The 17,224-nt window shown below is 65.0% G+C and carries 10 protein-coding genes; 6 read left to right on the top strand and 4 right to left on the bottom strand.

Going from position 1 to position 17,224, the window contains the following annotated elements; translation table 11 throughout:
* The coding region (locus tag D769_RS17690; RefSeq protein ID WP_008647649.1) for an FAD/NAD(P)-binding oxidoreductase at nt 1-1,114 on the bottom strand (1,114 nt) is incomplete at its 3' end.
* A gap of 31 nt (nt 1,115-1,145) precedes the next feature.
* Nucleotides 1,146-2,024: an MBL fold metallo-hydrolase gene (locus D769_RS17685; RefSeq protein WP_008647644.1), complete on the bottom strand. Its 879-nt coding sequence runs from the start codon at nt 2,022-2,024 to the stop codon at nt 1,146-1,148.
* 215 nt (nt 2,025-2,239) lie between these two features.
* Between D769_RS17685 and fisR the strand changes: the two genes are divergently transcribed.
* From fisR to D769_RS17670, 3 genes are all read left to right on the top strand, one after another.
* Nucleotides 2,240-3,565 (top strand): sigma 54-dependent transcription regulator FisR, encoded by a 1,326-nt coding sequence (gene fisR, locus D769_RS17680; protein ID WP_008647643.1) that lies wholly within the window; start codon nt 2,240-2,242, stop codon nt 3,563-3,565.
* Between the two features lie 223 nt (nt 3,566-3,788).
* Nucleotides 3,789-4,652 carry a sulfite exporter TauE/SafE family protein gene (locus tag D769_RS17675; RefSeq protein WP_008647640.1) on the top strand — a complete coding sequence of 288 codons (864 nt, stop codon included), beginning with the start codon at nt 3,789-3,791 and terminating at the stop codon, nt 4,650-4,652.
* 48 nt (nt 4,653-4,700) lie between these two features.
* Nucleotides 4,701-5,519 (top strand): c-type cytochrome, encoded by an 819-nt coding sequence (locus D769_RS17670; protein ID WP_008647639.1) that lies wholly within the window; start codon nt 4,701-4,703, stop codon nt 5,517-5,519.
* A gap of 39 nt (nt 5,520-5,558) precedes the next feature.
* Here D769_RS17670 and D769_RS17665 read toward each other — a convergent pair whose 3' ends face one another.
* The gene (locus D769_RS17665) at nt 5,559-6,470 is read right to left on the bottom strand and encodes a bestrophin family ion channel (protein WP_008647638.1); all 912 of its coding nucleotides are present in this window, start codon (nt 6,468-6,470) and stop codon (nt 5,559-5,561) included.
* Nucleotides 6,471-6,756: 286 nt separating this feature from the next.
* Here D769_RS17665 and D769_RS17660 point away from each other — a divergent pair, with 286 nt between their 5' ends.
* A complete protein-coding gene (locus D769_RS17660) occupies nt 6,757-7,506 on the top strand; it encodes a hypothetical protein (RefSeq protein ID WP_008647636.1) in 750 nt (249 codons plus the stop codon).
* Here D769_RS17660 and D769_RS17655 read toward each other — a convergent pair.
* Nucleotides 7,436-8,029, bottom strand: a complete 594-nt coding sequence (locus D769_RS17655) for a hypothetical protein (RefSeq protein WP_008647635.1) — start codon at nt 8,027-8,029, stop codon at nt 7,436-7,438. The genes D769_RS17660 and D769_RS17655 overlap by 71 nt on opposite strands.
* Before the next feature lie 95 nt (nt 8,030-8,124).
* On the opposite strand from D769_RS17655, the gene D769_RS17650 reads away from it, so the two are divergent.
* Nucleotides 8,125-8,472, top strand: coding sequence for a hypothetical protein (locus D769_RS17650; RefSeq protein ID WP_008647634.1), 348 nt, complete (start codon nt 8,125-8,127; stop codon nt 8,470-8,472).
* Nucleotides 8,473-8,898: 426 nt separating this feature from the next.
* The coding region (locus tag D769_RS17645; RefSeq protein WP_008647632.1) for a hemagglutinin repeat-containing protein at nt 8,899-17,224 on the top strand (8,326 nt) is incomplete at its 3' end.

The following is a 17,224-nucleotide window of genomic DNA, read 5'->3' as shown; positions in this document are numbered from 1 at the left end:
GCACGTTCTGGCCGCGTTCGGGGGGGGGGGGGCGGGAGCCGTAGCCGTCATAGCGCGCTTCGCCCCGTGCCGCGCCGCGCTCGGCCAGCAGGTTGTGCGCCACCACCGGCGCCTGCTTGCGGGCGGCGGCGGCCGTCTTCGCATTGGTCGTGTTGCCGGCGTCGCCGAGACCGAAGATGTTGGCGAAGCGCGTATGACGCAGCGTGGCGGGGTCCACGTCGATCCAGCCGGCGGCGTCGGCCAGCGGGCTCGAACGGATGAAGTCGGGCGCCTTCTGCGGCGGTACGGCGTGCAGCATGTCGAACTCGCGCGTCACCAGTGCCGTCGTGCCATCGGCGTTCGCGCGGCGGAATGTGGCGCAACGTGCCGGGCCGTCGACGGCAACCAGTGTTTCGCCGAAGTTCAGGTCGATGGCATAGCGTTCGACGTACTCCATCAGCGCAGGCACGTAGTCCGCCACGCCGAACAGCACATTGCCCGCGTTGCAGAACTGGATGTCCACGCGATCGAGCACGCCGGCACGGCGCCACGCATCGGCCGAGAGGTACATGGCCTTTTGCGGCGCGCCCGCGCACTTGATCGGCATCGGGGGTTGCGAGAACAGTGCCTTGCCGCCTTGCTTGCGCACGAGTTCCTGCACGAGCTTCCAGGTATATGGCGCCAGGTCGTAGCGATAGTTGGACGTGACGCCGTTGCGGCCGAGCGCCTGCGGCAGGCCTTCGATAGCGTCCCAGTCCAGCTTCAGGCCGGGGCAAGCCACCAGGTGCTCGTACTTGACCACGCGGTTGCCTTCCAGCATCACCGCGTTGGCTTCCGGTTCGAATCCTGTGACGGTGGCCTTGATCCACGACACGCCGCGCGGCAGGACCGAAGCCATCGTGCGCGCGGTATGCGCGGGTTCAAATACGCCGCCACCCACCAGTGTCCAGCCCGGCTGGTAATAGTGGATGTCGGCCGGGTCGATGATGGCGATTTCGAGGCCGGGCTTGCGTGCCAGCAGGCTGGATGCCACGGCAATGCCCGCGGCGCCGCCGCCGATGATGACGACGGCGTGGCTGGCATCGGCCTGCGCGAGGGGTGTTTTGGGGGCGAGGGGCAGGGGGCGCGATTGCATGTGATTTCCTTGTCGAATCTGGGGCGAAGACTCAAAGCGCGTTGATCGGGATCTTCAGATAGCGCGTGCCGTTGGCTTCCGGCGGCGGCATTTCGCCGGCGCGCATGTTGACCTGCACCGACGGCAGGATCAGCGTGGGCATGGACAGCGTGGCGTCGCGGGCCTGGCGCATCGCGACGAACTCGTCCTCGCTCACGCCATCGCGCACATGGATGTTGCTGGCGCGCTCGTCCGCGACCGTTGACATGAACAGCAGCTCGCGTCCGCCGGGCTGGTAGTCGTGGCACATGTACAGGCGCGTATCGGCGGGCAGGCTCAGCACCTTGTTGATGGAGCGGTAGAGCGTGCGCGCATCGCCACCGGGGAAATCGCAGCGGGCGGTGCCGTAGTCGGGCATGAACAGCGTGTCGCCAACGAATGCCGCGGTGTCCTTGCCGTTGCCGATCACGTATGTCATGCAGGCCGGTGTGTGGCCGGGGGTGTGCATGGCGCGCACCTGCAGACTGCCGATCGAGAGCGTGTCGCCGTCCTGCAGCAGACGGTCGAACTGGCTGCCGTCATGCGCGAATTCCGGACCGCTGTTGAACAGCGTGCCGAACACCTTCTGCACCGTGGTGATATGGCTGCCGATGGCGATCTGGCCGCCGAGCCTGGCCTTTAGGTAGGGCGCGGCGGACAGATGGTCGGCATGCACGTGGGTTTCCAGAATCCACTGCACGCTGGCGCCGAGCGTCTTTACGCGGTCGATCATGCGGTCGGCGCTGGCGGTTCTGGTACGGCCGGATTTCGGGTCGTAGTCGAGCACGCTGTCGATCAGCGCGCACTGCTGGCTCTCGCGGTCGAGCACGAGGTAGCTCAGGGTCCACGTATCGGGGTCGAAGAAGGCTTCGATGACCATCTGTGTTGTCATATGTGCCGGCGTTTCCGTTTTTTGATCGGGGCAATGACTCAAAACCCGTGCCATGCTGCCTGTGCGCCACAAGGCGATGATTTCCAAGGGATTTCGCTTCCTGCGCGTGCGGAGCGTGGACTGTCAGGCACCTCGACTCACTGCCAACTTGGCAGTGTTGGCAGAACTTGGCAGAATGGCGCCCTTGTTTTACCCGCCCCCCCGCCCCCGCCCCTATGGATCGCCCCACCACACTCCAGGGACTGTTGTCCTACCTGGAACAGGAAAGCCAGCCGACGATCGTGCTGGATACCGACTACCGCATCCTCGCTGCCAATACGGCCTACCGCCGCCAGTTTGGCGCGGTAGAGCGCCCCTATCTGGGCCAGCCCTGCTACCGCGTCTCGCACGGCTATGATGTGCCCTGCGATCAGGCAGGCGAACACTGTCCGATGCGCAAGGCGTTCGAGACCCGTGGGCCGGATCGCGTCCTTCACATCCATCACACCCCGCGTGGCCCCGAGCATGTGAACGTGGAGCTGCGCCCGATCCTCGACGACAACCACCAGGTGGTGGCTTACGTCGAGCGCCTGAACACCGTGCGAAGCGCATCGGCGCGGCCGAGCGCGGAAGGGCTGGTGGGACGCTCGGAATCCTTCAATCACGCGCTGGAGGCCGTGCAGCGCGTGGCGCCGTCGTCGTTGCCGGTGCTGCTGCTCGGTGAGTCGGGCACTGGCAAGGAGATGTTCGCGCGCGCCGTGCACGAAGCCAGCGACCGCGCCAGTGGGCCGTTCGTCGTGGTCGATTGCTCGGGCCTGACAGAGACCCTGTTCGAGAGTGAACTGTTCGGCTACGAGAAGGGCGCGTTCACCGGGGCGCAGGCGCGCAAGCCGGGGCTGGTCGAGACGGCCGAGGGCGGCACGCTATTCCTCGATGAAATGGGCGATGTGCCACTGGCAATGCAGGTCAAGCTGCTGCGCCTGATCGAGTCGGGTACTTACCGGCGCGTGGGTGGCGTCGAGACGCTGCAGTCGAACTTCCGGCTGGTTGCCGCTACGCACAAGCCGCTCGAGCAGATGGTGGCGCAGGGGCTGTTTCGCCAGGATCTGTACTTCCGGATCGCGGCATTCCCGATCCACCTGCCATCGCTGCGAGAGCGCCTGGACGATATCGCGCTGCTGGCGGAGTCGATTCTGGCGCGCGGCAATCGGAGCAAGGACCCGCTGCGGCTGAGTCCCGAGGCGCTCGCGCGCATGCGCGCCCACCACTGGCCGGGCAATATTCGCGAACTGCGCAACGTGCTGGAGCGCGCCCGTCTCTATGCTGACGACGGTGTGATCCGCGTGAAGGATCTGCCGCCGGGAATGGGCGAGGCCCGTGTGTCTTCGGTCCGCTTCGTGCCGCCGTCCGCGTATCGCACGCAGGCGCCACGGCAGGATGACGACGAGGCGCTGCGTTTCCACGCAAGCCACTTCACTGGCACGCGCCGCGCGCTTGCCCAATCGCTCGGCATGAGCGAACGCACCCTCTATCGCCGGCTCAAGGCCCTGGGCATCGAATAGGTGTCGTTCGGGGTTCCCCCCACTGCCAATCGGCTGCCACGTGCTGCCATCGTGGCAGCACTGCCGCGCGCTGGCAGCGCCGATGCCGCTTTCGCAATCCGCGCATTCCGCGTCGAGCCCTTGTTCCATGGGGGTTCCCGGCCGCGCGCGTAGGTGGCACGGAATTTGTAATGATTGGCGCCTTACAAAAATTCTTACGCTCGCCCCCCCAGCGTTTGTCCTGATGGAATCGATCTATGCCGTGGGCGCCTCTCTGGGCGCCATCGTGGGCCTGATCCTGGCGCTGACCGGCGCTGGTGGCGCCATTCTTGCCGTGCCACTGCTGGTATTCGGTTTGCATCTGCGCATGGCTGAAGCCGGCCCGATCGCGCTGCTGGCGGTTGGCGTGTCGGCTGCGGTTGGTGCGTTGATCGGGCTCCGCGCGGGTATCGTGCGCTATCGGGCCGCCGCCATGATGGCGGCAAGCGGCGTGCTGGCCTCGCCCGTCGGGCTATGGCTCGCGCACCGGGTGCCGAACGGCCCGCTGACCGTGTTGTTCGCGATCGTGCTGGGCTGGGTGGCCGTGCGCATGTTCAGGCAGAGCCGCGCGCCACAACCAGTGGCCTCGGCGGCCTCAGTGGCCTCAACGGCCTCAACGGCCTCAACCGCCATGCTGCCGCAGGGACCGCTACCACCTTGCCAACTCGATGACGCGACGGGTCGCTTCGTCTGGACGGCGTCCTGCACGCGCGCGCTGGCGGCGTCGGGTATCGGCGCGGGCTTTCTCTCCGGTCTGCTGGGCGTAGGTGGCGGTTTCGTGATCGTTCCCGCGCTGCGCCGCGCGACCAACGCGCCGGTCAAGACGATCGTGGCCACATCGCTGGCCGTGATCACGCTGGTGTCCGCTTCGGGCGTGGTGTCCACCGCGCTGGCCGGCAATATGAACTGGCATGTCGCCGCGCCGTTCGCGGCGGGCGCGATGCTCGGGATGCTCGTCGGCAGGCTCTTCGCCAGCCGCCTGAGTGGTCAGCGGCTGCAGCAGGGCTTCGCTGTGGTCGCCGGACTGATCGCCATTGGCATGGTGGTCAAGGTCGTGCTTGCAGTCTGAGGGTAGGCAAGCCAACAAATCGTTCACATATAAACCGAGGAGAACAAAGTGAACCGGACAAAACTGGGTGTTCTGGCGTTTGTCGCCATGGCGGCATGCGCGCCGTTCGTATCGCATGCGGAGAAGACCGTGCCCCTGGTCGTTCCCGACGAGGCGTCGATTCCAACCGGGCCGGTCGGCGATGCTGTCCGCCGTGGCAAGCAGTTGCTCACCGATACCCACAAGCAGTTGCCAAAGAACGTCGGCAATGGGCTGAACTGCACGAACTGCCACCTGAACGGCGGCACGACGGCCTATGCCTCGCCTTGGGTGGGGCTGTCGGGCGCGTTCCCCGAATACCGCTCGCGCAGCGGCAAACTGATCTCGCTGCAGGAGCGCGTCAACGACTGCTTCCAGCGTTCGATGAACGGCAAGCCGCTGGCGTTCGACTCCGCCGAGATGAACGCGATCATGGCCTATATGAAGTGGCTCTCCTCCGGCGTACCGGTCGGCACCAACGTCACCGGCCGTGGCTTCGAGAAGATCGACACCGCGCTCGTGCCGAACCGCGAGCACGGCAAGGCCGTCTACGCGGCGCAGTGCGCGTCGTGCCACGGCGCCGAGGGCCAGGGCATGAAGAATCCTCAGGGCGGCTACGTGTTCCCGCCGGTCTGGGGCAAGGACTCGTTCAATATCGGCGCGGGCATGGCGCGGATGTACACGGCCGCGGCCTTCGTCAAGCACAACATGCCGCTAGGCCAGGGTGGCACGCTGTCGGCGCAGGATGCGCTCGACGTGGCGGCATACTTCACGGCGCAGCCGCGCCCGGACTACGCCGCGCGTGCGAACGACTGGCCCAAGGGAGACAAGCCGAAGGACGCACGCTGATGTGCTGCGAGGCGCGTTGATGCGAGGTGATTCCCCTGCCTAGGTCTGGATATATCCGTCGCTGACCGGTCGGGGGCTAAGCGGCTGCTCGCCCACCATCTCCAGCACGGTCGATTCGATCATGTAGGACATGGTGGCCAGCGCCAGGTCGTTGGGCTCTTCGCCGAAGGGCTCCTCGATCTCCGCGCTGAGCGCTTCCAGCGCGAAGAACGTATAGGCGATGAAGCAGACGATCACCGGCGTCATCAGGCCGATCGTGTCGAGCAGCCCGAACGGCAGCAGCACGCAGTAGAGATAGATGCAGCGGTGGATGATGACGGAGTAGGTGAACGGAATCGGCGTGCTGGCAAGGCGCTCGCATCCGCCCAGCGCGCTGCCCAGATGGCTCAGCGCGTTTTCCATCGGCAACGCCAGCGACGGCGACAGCTTTCCCAGCCGTAGCTGCTCGCCCAGCCATTCGCCGGCGATCAGCAAGGCGATGGCGGGTTTGAACCGGGCGTCGCACATGCGCTGGCTGGTGGCGGTATCGACGAACGGCGCGATATCGGCCGCCGGATCCGTGCCGCGCAGTTGATGGCGCAACGTGTGCACGAAGACGCAGAGCCGGTGGGCGAGTTGCCGGGCTGCATCGGGGTCCGACGTCAGCGTCAGCGCCTGCCGCACAAGCGACCGCGACTCGATCAGCACGCTGCCCCAGAGCGTCCGTCCTTCCCAGTAGCGCGCATAGCTGGTGCTGTTGCGAAAGCCCAGAAAGATGGCCAGTGTTAGCCCGATCAGCGAGAACGGGACGAAATTCAGCGATACCTTCCAGTCCCAGATCCGCCCGTGAAACGCGGTGATGAGCGCGGAGAACAGCGTGACGCCGAGCAGTTGCGGCGCGATTGCCGGCAGCACGGACCCGCGCAGGACGAACAGCATCCGGAACCAGTGCAGTTGAGGCCGTGTGATCATGGGTGTTCGTGCGGGGGCTGGGTCAGGATCTTCTGTTTTCTTCGGGCGCCGGCATGGCCGAGAGAATACACCTTGATGACAGCCCACCTGTTGCAGGCGACCGACATTCTGTATGAAGTACCAACTTCATAAGACGCCGTGCAGATCTGATTGTTATACTTTTTATAACGATTAAAACGGGTACGGCAGAGAGTCTGGGGGTCATGCAGTGGAAGGCTGTTCGAGTTGGGGCGGGTATCCCGCGTTCATAGGCGCAACCCCGGCGGCGCAAACGGATGGGGCGGGTGTGTCCGCCTGCGATCGCAAGCCGGGTCTGGACGCTTTTCTGGCTTCATATGCCGGAATGCAGGGCAATCCTGAATCGCCAGTCTGGCTGTGCGAGGCAACCTCACGTCTGGCGGGCTCGCCAATCGCCGCATCGCCAGAGCCGTTGCCGATGCCCGTCGTCTGGAATGCGGATTTTCGTCAGCGCAATCGGGACGAGATGCCGAAATGGCAGAGTCATCAGAAAATCGCACGGATTCTGGCCGCGGTGCACACGCCTGCCACTGGGCCTGGTGTGCCGGACTGGAAGGAGTATTTCCAGGAGCGGCTTTACGGGCCGGCGGGTAACGAATTCTGGCTGAGTCTCTATCCGGCATTCGCCCGCGCCGAAGATTCGGCATCCGGGCGCACACCGCACGATACGTTCGGCGTGCCACGCACGCTCCCGCGCTATGCGGCGCTATGTCGGGAACGCGGACGATTCGAGTTCGTCACGAGGCTTGCGCGTCACATGACGCCGAAGATCATCGTTTGCTTTGGCCATCAGCATGCCGATGACTATCGAAGCGCGTTCGGTTTCGCTGGCGTTGTGGGAGAGGAAGTGATCCTGCAGCCGGCCGATCTGCCCAAGCGGCTGCGCGTCTTCACGAAGGACGGGACGAAACTGGTGATCGTGCCGCTGCTCGGCGGTACGGACGGCATCAATTCCGATGTCCTGCAGATTGCTCTGGGAAGGTACATCGGGCGTCTGTTGTCGGCCGGCGCGGCATGAGCGCGAGCAAGCCCTTGATCGTGTAGATCACGATCAGCGTGCCAGACAGGTCACCGATAAACATGACGAAGAAGCTCTGCACGACGTGGTCGGCACCGCCGTGCAGATAGAACCAGATGTGATGCAGCAGCGGGCTGGCCACCGAGTACGCCACGATGCAGGCCAGCAGGCGTTTCGGCGTCAGGTTGGCCAGCGACGCCCGCAGGCCAAACCAGTGCTGCGCCAGCTTGTACACGAGATAGGGCGCGACCGTCGCCAGGATGCCGCCCATGAACGCGCGGCTGAAGTCATCCGGAAACAGGTACAGAAAGCAGACGAGCCAGGAAACGATCAGCAGGCCCACCGCGCCGGCCCCGCCGAACAGCAGTGTCGCGACCAGCCGCACGCCCGCAGGCAGGTAGATCCAGTTGATGCCGGGAATCAGTTCCAGTTGCGGGAACAGCCATCCGTTGGCCGCCAGCGTCAGCGCGAACATGACGATCGTCGCCAGGACCATGGCGAGTTGCAGACGGAGGTGAGGCATTGACGTAGAATCCGGCCGGTACCAAATTGGGGACCGGCGGATGATAACGCATCCGTTCTCCGTCAATGTTCCGCGCCCCGGCCGAGGTTGTTCGTATGACCAGACCCGCTGATATCTACCTGCGCTTCCTGCAACTTGCCGACGCCGTGCGTGGCCTGCCCACGCTCCCGGCGCTGGACCCGCTGGAGCAGCGCATTCTGGAGTTCGTGGCACGCGCCGGTCAGGCTGGCCAGTCGCTGTGCGTGCGCGACATGATCGGCCACGCCGAATTTGGCTCGCCCGCGACGCTGCACGCGCGGCTGAAGTCGATGCGCGAGAAGGGTTGGATCGAACTCGCGGACACCGAAGACGCGCGTCGCAAGCAGGTCGACCTGACACAGGCGGCGCTGCGTCACTTCGATAAATTGTCTGAATGCTTGGTCAAAGCGACAAAGAATCGCTGAGCATCGATTTAAGAAAATTCTTGCGCCGTGCATTGAGTGTGCTTTGCGTTCAGGTCCATTTGCCAGTCCCTTTCTTTCGCCTGCTTTCCTCGTAGTATTTCCACTTCTCTGAAGCATTACGGCATCAATGCGTGATGCGTGCTTTGCGCGTTTTTCAAATTCTTACTATTAAAAAATCGTCGCGCACGAGCTACGCTCCACGTTCTGGTTTCCCCGCCCCCTCCGGCCGCAAATTGCGTGAACGCAAATATCCGTCGAATTTAACCTTCGGCGGATAGACGCGACTCATATGCTGGCCTTTAAACCGCGCAGGTCTGGCTGTGCCATTGGCTGGCATGCCTGTCGACTACATGCCTCCGCAAAGCACGGAGGCTGGTTTGGGGATCAAACGTCCCCGTTTGTCGTTTCGTCGGGAATCGCAGGGTTATGAATACCAATCTGTACCGCCTCGTGTTCAACGCGGCGCATGGAATGCTTGTGGCCGTACAGGAAAGTGCGGCCAATCGGGGCAAGGGCCGTCACGCCGGCCGTGGAATGCCGGCGGCGCGCGCTGCCACCGTGCGCTTTGCATTGCCGGCGATCACGCTCGGCGTGTGGATGGCAATGGGGGTGCCGGTAAAGGCCGTGGCGCAGATCGTAGCCGATCCGAATGCGGGCGCCCATCGTCCGACGGTCGGACAGACCGCCAATGGCTTGCCGCAGGTCGATATCACGCGTCCCTCGGCGGCAGGGGTCTCTCTTAATCACTATTCACAATTCGACGTCAACAAGCCTGGCGCCATTCTCAACAATTCGCCGACGATCGTCGCGACACAACAAGCCGGCTATATCAACGGCAATCCGAATCTGCTGCCGGGTCAGGGTGCACGCATTATCGTGAACCAGGTGACCGGCACGATGCCGAGTCAATTGCAGGGTTATGTCGAGGTTGCCGGCGCCAGATCGGAAGTCGTGATCGCCAATCCCAATGGCTTGATGGTCAACGGCCTCGGCTTCATCAATACCAGCCGCGCGACGTTGACGACGGGCACGCCGGTATTCGGCGGCAGCGGCAGCCTCGACGCCTTCAGGGTGACGGGCGGCCAGATCCTGGTGCAGGGCGCGGGCATGAACGCCGCCAATGTCGATCAGGTGGATCTGATCGCACGTGCCGTGCAGGCCAATGCCTCGCTGTATGCCAACCGGCTCAACGTGATCGCCGGTGCGAACCAGGTGGACCACGACACGCTGGGTATCAATCCGATCGCTGGCGCGGGCCCCGCACCAGCGCAGGGCATCGACGTGGCGCAACTGGGTGGGATGTACGCCAACAAGATCCTGCTGGCCTCGACGGAGCAGGGCGTAGGCGTGTCGCTGCGCGGCATCGCCGCCGCGCAAGCGGGCGATCTGACATTGACGACGCAAGGCAAACTGGTGCTGGCCGGTCAGACCAACGCGAGTGGCAACCTCACCGCCCACGCGCGCGATGGTATCGACAATTCCGGTACCACCTACGCCACGCAAGCCGTCTCGCTCGATACCGATGGTGTGTTGAGTCACACCGGCACGCTCGCGGCGCAGCAGCAGCTCGATGTCAAGGGCGGCAGTGTGAACTCGACGGGCACGCTGGCGGCAGGCGTGAATCAGGATGGCACGGTGGCCGCGCCGGCGGACCTGGTGGTGTCGGCCACCGGCACGTTGACCGCCACGGGGCGCAATCAGGCCAGCGGCAATGCCACGCTTCGAGGGGGGAACGTGACCTTGGCCGGCAGTCAGACGTCTGCGGGCGGCAACCTGGATCTGACGGCCTCAACGGGCGATCTCGACCTGACGGGCGCTACGACTACGGCGGGCGCCGGATTGACGGCTAATGCGTCGGGCGCCGTCGTGAACGACCGTGGTCAGATGTCGAGTCGGGGTGCGACCACCCTGACGGCGGGCAGCATATCGAATGCAGGCGGCCAGCTCGTTTCGCAGGGGGCGATGACGCTTCAGTCGGCGGGGGCGATCAACAATGGCCAGGGCACGGTGCAGGCCGGCGGGGCGCTCAACGCCTCGGCGGCATCGCTCGACAATACGGGCGGGCGTATCGCATCGCTGAACGCTGATGGCCTGTCGGTCGGCGTCACCGGGACGCTGACCAACGTGGCAGGCACGACCGCCAACGGCGCGCAGGGTGGCGTGATCGGCGGGAATGGCAACGTGCGCGTCGTTGCCGGCGACCTCGTCAATCATGGCCAGATCAGCGCGCAAGGGCATGCATCGCTTCAGGCCGCCGCGCTCGACAACAGCAGTGGCAGCCTCACGGCGGGCGGCGCGCTCGACGCAACTATCGCAGGCAGCCTGAACAACCGACAGGGAACGATCTCCGGCGCGCAAACGAGCCTTGCCGCCCAGTCGCTGGACAATAGCGCGGGCCTGATTGAAGGCAACCAGCTCGAGATGCGGACGAGCGCGGATCTGCTCAACCTTGGCGGCAAGATCAATCAGTTCGGGCAGACTGATACGACTATCGCCGCGGGTGGCAAGCTGGACAACACCGGCGGTTCGATCGCAGCCAATGGCCAGAACCTGACCGTTCAGGGCGGGACGCTCATCAATGACAACGGCAAGATCTCGCACGCTGGCGCGGGCCTTCTGACGGTGCAGGCCGCTGCTGGTCTGGATGACGCACTTCGCAATGCCAAGGGTGCGATCCAGACCAACGGCGACCTGCGCGTGCAGGCGGCGTCGCTGGATAACACGCAAGGCATGCTCTCGGCACAACGTGCCACGACTCTTGCGAGCACGGGCGATCTCGTCAATCGCCAGGGCAGCATCTATGGCCAGGCAGGCTTGACGCTGATCAGCGGCGGCAATCTGGACAACACCACCGGCTCGGCGCAAACCGCTGGCGATCTGTCGGTCACCGCCACCGGGGCGCTGACCAATACGGGCGGCACGGTGGCGGCCAACGGCGCCCACGGGCAAGCCACGATAGCGGCGGCCAACGTGGATAACACGCGCGGCGCGATGGTCAACGCGGGTGATGGCGCGACGGCCATCACGGCCACGACATCGCTGATCAACACGGCGGGCAAGCTCGGTGGCAACGGCGACGTGAGCTTGCGCGCGGCGACATTCGCGAACAATGCCGACGATGGCGACGATGCTGTGGGGGCGGCCACAGCGGCAGGCGGCGCGCTCGATCTGAAGGTGTCGGGTCAGGTCGACAATCGCGGCGGCACCTTGTCCGGCAACAAGGGCCTGACGCTCGATCAGGCTGGCGCGACCCTGAACAACGACGGCGGGCAGGTGCTCGGCGGCACGGACGTCATGCTGACGATGGCGTCCATGACCAACGCAGGTGGCGCGGTCAAGGCCAACCAGGACATCGCCGTGGCCGGCGCCCTCTCTGGCAGCGGCACGGTGCAGGCCGGGCGCAACCTGTCGGTCAAGGTGACCGGCGACTACACCAATGATGCCGCCAACAACCTGCGTGCCGATGGCGACATGCTTGTCTCGGCGACGGGCACGCTCACCAATACCGGCACGCTGGCAGCCGCCGGCGGGCTGACGGTCAAGGGCGCTGACATCGTCAATGCCGCAGGCGCTGGCATAAACAGCGCGACCACGCGGCTGAATGCCGCCAATACGCTCACCAACGCCGGCCGCATCGAGGGCAACTCGGTCAGCACCAACGCCACGACGACGACCAACACCGGCACCATCATCGGCAACACCGTGACGGTGCAAGGCCAGGACATCGTGAACGACGGCGCATCGGCGCTGATGGCGGCGGTCGGGCAACTGAACCTCTACGCGACGAACTCGGTGCGAAACCTCGATGGCGCGAACCTGTACAGCGCGGGCAACCTGCAGATCGCGCGGGACGGCACGCGCGATCCGGTCTCGGGCATGCTGGTCAATCAGGTGGACACGCTGATCAACAGCTCGGCGACGATCCAGGCCGAGGACGACATCGACATCGCGGCCAGACAGGTGGTGAACAAGCGTACGCGCATCGAGACGGAGGCGGGGACGCCGGTGGAGTCGGCCAGGCAGACGCTGGTGCTGTGGATGGCTGGATTCCCGGAAGGCCAGAAGAACTACGCGAGCACCCGGTTTCCGCAGTGGCGCTGGAATGGCGACCATGCGGCGATCAGTGCGGACATGGTCAATGCGCTGCGCCAGCCGATCACCGTGGAGGTGCCCAAGGCCGACGTCAAGGATGTGAACAGCGCCACGAAGACGCTTTCGTTCGTCAAGGCGCCGGTCGATCAGACCAGGGGCGCATGGACCTGCACGGCAAACGATGTTTGCGACTACGCGGTGGCCGACCGGCAGATCGTGCGCAATCCGGTCCAGCACTACGAAGGGCTGGAAGAGACCGCCACGTCCTACCGGATCACGTTCTGGCCGGACTTTGATCCGGCGGTCCATCTCCGTCCCGATCAGGTGCGCATTCGTTATGACCTCGGTACAGACTCGCACGACTACAACGAGATCTCCCGTACGACGGTCACCACGACGGCGACCGACAAACTGGTGAGCGCCACGCCTGCCGCGCTGATCCAGGCGGAGAAGAACGTCCGCATCAACAGCGACGGCGGCAGCATCCTGAACCAGTCCTCGACGATAGCGGCTGGCGGTGACCTGACACGCAGCGCAGTGGGCGGCGCCATTCTGGACACGGGCACGGTGCTGCAGCAGAAGGTGGACACCCAGGAGACCTCGACGTTCCTCTGGCACCAGAAGACGGCATACACGAGCGATATCCAGGTGGTGCCGTATCCCGTCACCCCGCAGGCCCCGACGACGGTCGAGGCGCTGCCGGCCATTACTTCGGCAAACAAGGCCGTACAGACCACTGCGCAAACCATCGATGTTGCCACCGTGAACCGCCTTGGCGAGACCGTCACGGGCAGCGGCATAACGGGTGGCGGCGCAACGGGCACGCAGGCCGGTGGCGCGTCGGGTAACCAGGGCAAGCCGACGCAGACCCTTGGCACCGCGCAGGGCGGTATCCCGAACCTCACGCTGCCGACCAACGGCCTCTACCGATACCAGCCCGCGCCAGGATCCACCTACCTGATCGCCACCGATCCGCGCTTCACGCAGTACGCCAGGTTCATCTCCAGCGACTACATGCTCGGTCAACTCGGGCTGGATCCGCTGATGACGCAAAAGCGTCTCGGTGATGGGCTCTATGAAGAGAAGCTGATCCGGGACCAGGTCACGCAACTGACGGGCCGTACGTATCTGGCTGGCTTCAGCAATAACCTCGACGAGTACCAGAGGCTGATGGACAACGGCGTTCAGTACGCCAGATCCTTCAGTCTGACGCCCGGCATCGGCCTGTCTGACGCGCAAATGGCGCAGCTTACGACCGACATGGTGTGGCTGGTCAGCCAGGATGTGACGCTGCCCGATGGCACGCGCCAGACGGTGCTGGTGCCCAAGGTCTATCTCGCGCAGGCAAGCACGGTGAACCTGCAGGACACCGGCGCGCTGGTCAGCGGCAACACGGTGAGCATGAACGCCACGGGTGACCTGTCCAACAGCGGCAGGATCGTGGGCGATCTGGCGACACAGGTGATTGGCGAGACCATTGTCAATCGGGGCGTGGTGGGCGGCACGGGTACGACGGTGGTGCAGGCCGTGCAGGACGTCAGGAACCTGGGTGGCCAGATTACCGGCACCGACACGTTCGTATCGGCCGGGCGCGACGTGATCAACCAGACGCAGACCATCTCGAATGCCACGACGCTGGAGAATGGTTATCGCGCCGGGGCGACGGGCATCGGCGCCGTGGCGAGCATCTCCGGCAAGGCAGACGTGGCGGTGCTTGCCGGGCGTGACATCAGCCTGGACGGGGGCGCGATCGAGGCGGGCAAGCGCGCGTTGCTGGCCGCCGGGCGTGACCTGAACGTTGGTACGGTGGCGCTGGGCACGACACAGGATGCCGAGTCGCGTGGCGGGCAGAGCTATAGCCACGACAGGACCACCACGCACGCTGGCAGCCTGATCCAGGCGGGCGAGAACGCCATGGCCGTGGCGGGGCGCGATGCGACGCTCACGGGCTCGACCCTGCAGACAGGTGGCAATGCGACGGTCGTCGCGGGCCGGGATGTGACGGTGACGGCGGCGATCGACACCCATAGTCATCGCGAGGGGTCGATGGGCGGCAGCCTGACGGAGTACCGGCAGTCGTCCTACGACGAAACCGCGCGTGGCAGCCAGGTACAGGCCGGGGAGAACGTCACGCTCGCGGCGGGTCAGAGCAGCGCCGCGAGCGCGCTGCTGAAGTTGCGGGGTATCGAGCCGGCGGCGGATGCCGCGGGTGGCAAGGGAAACCTGGCGGTGCTGGGGTCGGGGGTTTCGACGGGCAATGGGACCAGCGGGGGTGGCGCGGCCCAATTGATCGCCACGGGCGACGTCACGGTGGGAACGGTCACGGAAGCGCATGACGGCCAGTTCTGGATGGAAAGCCGCCGCTCGGGGTTCCTGTCGAAGACGCAGACCACGACGCAATCGAGTCAGCAGCAGGCGGTAGCGGTGGGGTCAGTGGTCTCGGCCGACAGCGTGGCGGGCAGCGCGGGGCGGGATCTGACTGTCAGTGGCTCCAGCGTGGCTGGGTCGGGCGACGTATCGTTGCACGCGGATCGCAATCTGGTCATTGGTGCGGCGCAAAGCACGGCATCCAGCAACGCGTCGCAAGAGACGCGCAAATCGGGGCTCTTCTCCAATGGGGGTGCCTCGTTCACCATCGGCAAGCAGCAGATCAATCAGAACCAGACGACGCAGACCACCACACACACGGGCTCACTGGTTGGCAGTGTCGGCGGTAATGTCAACCTGAGCGCGGGTGAGGGATACACGCAGACCGGCAGCGTGGTGAAGGCCGCGCAGGGCGACGTCGACATCCACGCGAAGACCGTCGATATCAATGCCGCGACGGATATGTATCGCATGGATCAGGAGACCCACTTCCGGCAGAGTGGCCTGACGGTATCGGTCTCCAACCCCCTCATCGCGGCCGCGCAGACCGGTAGCCAGATGGCGAAGGCGCAAGGCAAGACCGATGATGCCCGGATGAAGGCGCTGGCCGGCGTGGCAGGTGGTTTGGCCGCGAAGAACGCCTATGACGCAGTGAAGGCCGACCCGACGACAGCGGGCGGATTGAACATCAGCGTCACGGTTGGCGGTAGCCGTAGCGACAGTCAGCAGACACAGACCGCGACGACAGCCGTTGGCAGCCAGATCAGCGCGGGGCGCGACGTGCGCATTCGTGCCGAGGGCGGCGGCGAGTCCAGCAACCTCAACGTGATTGGCAGCAATATCCAGGCCGGCAACGACCTGCTGCTGAAAGCCGATAACCAGGTCAATCTGCAGGCGGCTGTCAACACAGCGGAGCAGCACAGCAGCAGCAAGAGCCTGTCTGGCGGCGTCGGCGTTGGTGTGAATCTCAGCGCCAAGGGCGCGTCGTTGGGCGTGACCGCCAATGCCGCGGGATCTCGCGGCAATGCCGATGGCAATGACGTGACATGGACCAATAGCCATGCCACGGCTGGCAATACGCTGACCATCGAATCGGGCGGAGATACCAATGTGAAGGGTGCGGTGGCGTCCGGCAAGCAGGTGGTGGCTAACGTAGGTGGCGATCTGAACATCGAGAGCTTGCAGGACGCCAGCACGTACCGCAGCAAGGATCAGTCAGTCAGTGGCAGCGTTACCTTCGGCATGGGAACCGGGCTGGCAGGCAGCGCCAACGTTGGCCAGCAGAAGATCGATAGTGACTTTGCCAGCGTGGGCGAGCAATCGGCGATCCGGGCCGGCAGTGGCGGCTACCAGATAGACGTGCAGGGCAATACGGACCTCAAGGGCGCCGTCATCGGGGGTGGCGCGGCTGACAAGAACAGCCTGTCGACCGGTACGCTGACTGTGAGCGACATCGAGAACCGCGCGAAGTACAGCGGCAACAGCTTCAGTATTGGTGGCGGGTTCTCGTTTGGCGGCGGGGGCGGCAAGTCGGAGGGTGAAAGCAGCGGTGGTGGCAAAGCTGGCGAAGGCGGCGTGGGCCTGACCCAGGGAGGGCAGGCGACAACGGGTGGCGATGCCGTCCCCGGCACGACACTGCCCACCACAGGTGGTAATGGTCAGGGCTTCTCATTCGCGCCGCCGATGGTGGCAGGTGCGTCAGGAAGCGCCAGCAGCACGACGCAGAGCGGCGTCAGTGCTGGCACGATCACGATTCGCGACGAGGGAAAGCAGGAGGCGCTCAGCGGCAAGAATGCTGCGGACACGGTAGCCAGCCTGAATCGGGATACGACGAACACGGGCAATGCGCTCAGCCCGATCTTCGACAAGGCGAAGATCGAGGCGGGGTTCGAGATCGTAGGGGCGTTGCAGCGTGAGTCTGGTGTGTTCCTGAACAATCGTGCGCACGAAGCCGACGCGGCCAGCAAGGCGGCCGAAGCGGCGGCAAAGGACCCGAGCGCCTCAGCAGAACAGCGCGCGGCTCTGCAACAGCAAGCCGCCGATCTGGCGAAGTGGGGCCAGGGCGGTACGTACCGTCAGATCATGACGGCGCTGACGGCGGCAGCCTCGGGCAATGTGACGGGCTCCAGCGCGCAATTCGTGCAGAGCGCAGCGGTGGGGTATCTGCAGGGGCTGGCAGCCAATCAGGTCAAGGGTCTGGCGGATTCGCTGGGTAAGGGCACGCCGGAGGCGGAGTCTGCCCGAGCGGCGCTGCACGCGATTGTGGGCTGCGCGGGCGCGGCGGGCGCCGGCC

It is taken from the genome of Cupriavidus sp. HMR-1, from assembly GCF_000319775.1.
GTDB classification, from domain to species: Bacteria; Pseudomonadota; Gammaproteobacteria; order Burkholderiales; family Burkholderiaceae; genus Cupriavidus; species Cupriavidus metallidurans.
This window is presented reverse-complemented; position numbering and strand designations above follow the sequence as displayed.

Excerpts from the sequence above, each read along its gene's own strand:
- D769_RS17685 (WP_008647644.1), bottom strand. The coding sequence starts at position 2,024 with ATGACAACACAGATGGTCATCGAAGCCTTCTTCGACCCCGATACGTGG.
- fisR (WP_008647643.1), top strand. The coding sequence starts at position 2,240 with ATGGATCGCCCCACCACACTCCAGGGACTGTTGTCCTACCTGGAACAG.
- D769_RS17675 (WP_008647640.1), top strand. The coding sequence starts at position 3,789 with ATGGAATCGATCTATGCCGTGGGCGCCTCTCTGGGCGCCATCGTGGGC.
- D769_RS17665 (WP_008647638.1), bottom strand. The coding sequence starts at position 6,470 with ATGATCACACGGCCTCAACTGCACTGGTTCCGGATGCTGTTCGTCCTG.
- D769_RS17655 (WP_008647635.1), bottom strand. The coding sequence starts at position 8,029 with ATGCCTCACCTCCGTCTGCAACTCGCCATGGTCCTGGCGACGATCGTC.
- D769_RS17650 (WP_008647634.1), top strand. The coding sequence starts at position 8,125 with ATGACCAGACCCGCTGATATCTACCTGCGCTTCCTGCAACTTGCCGAC.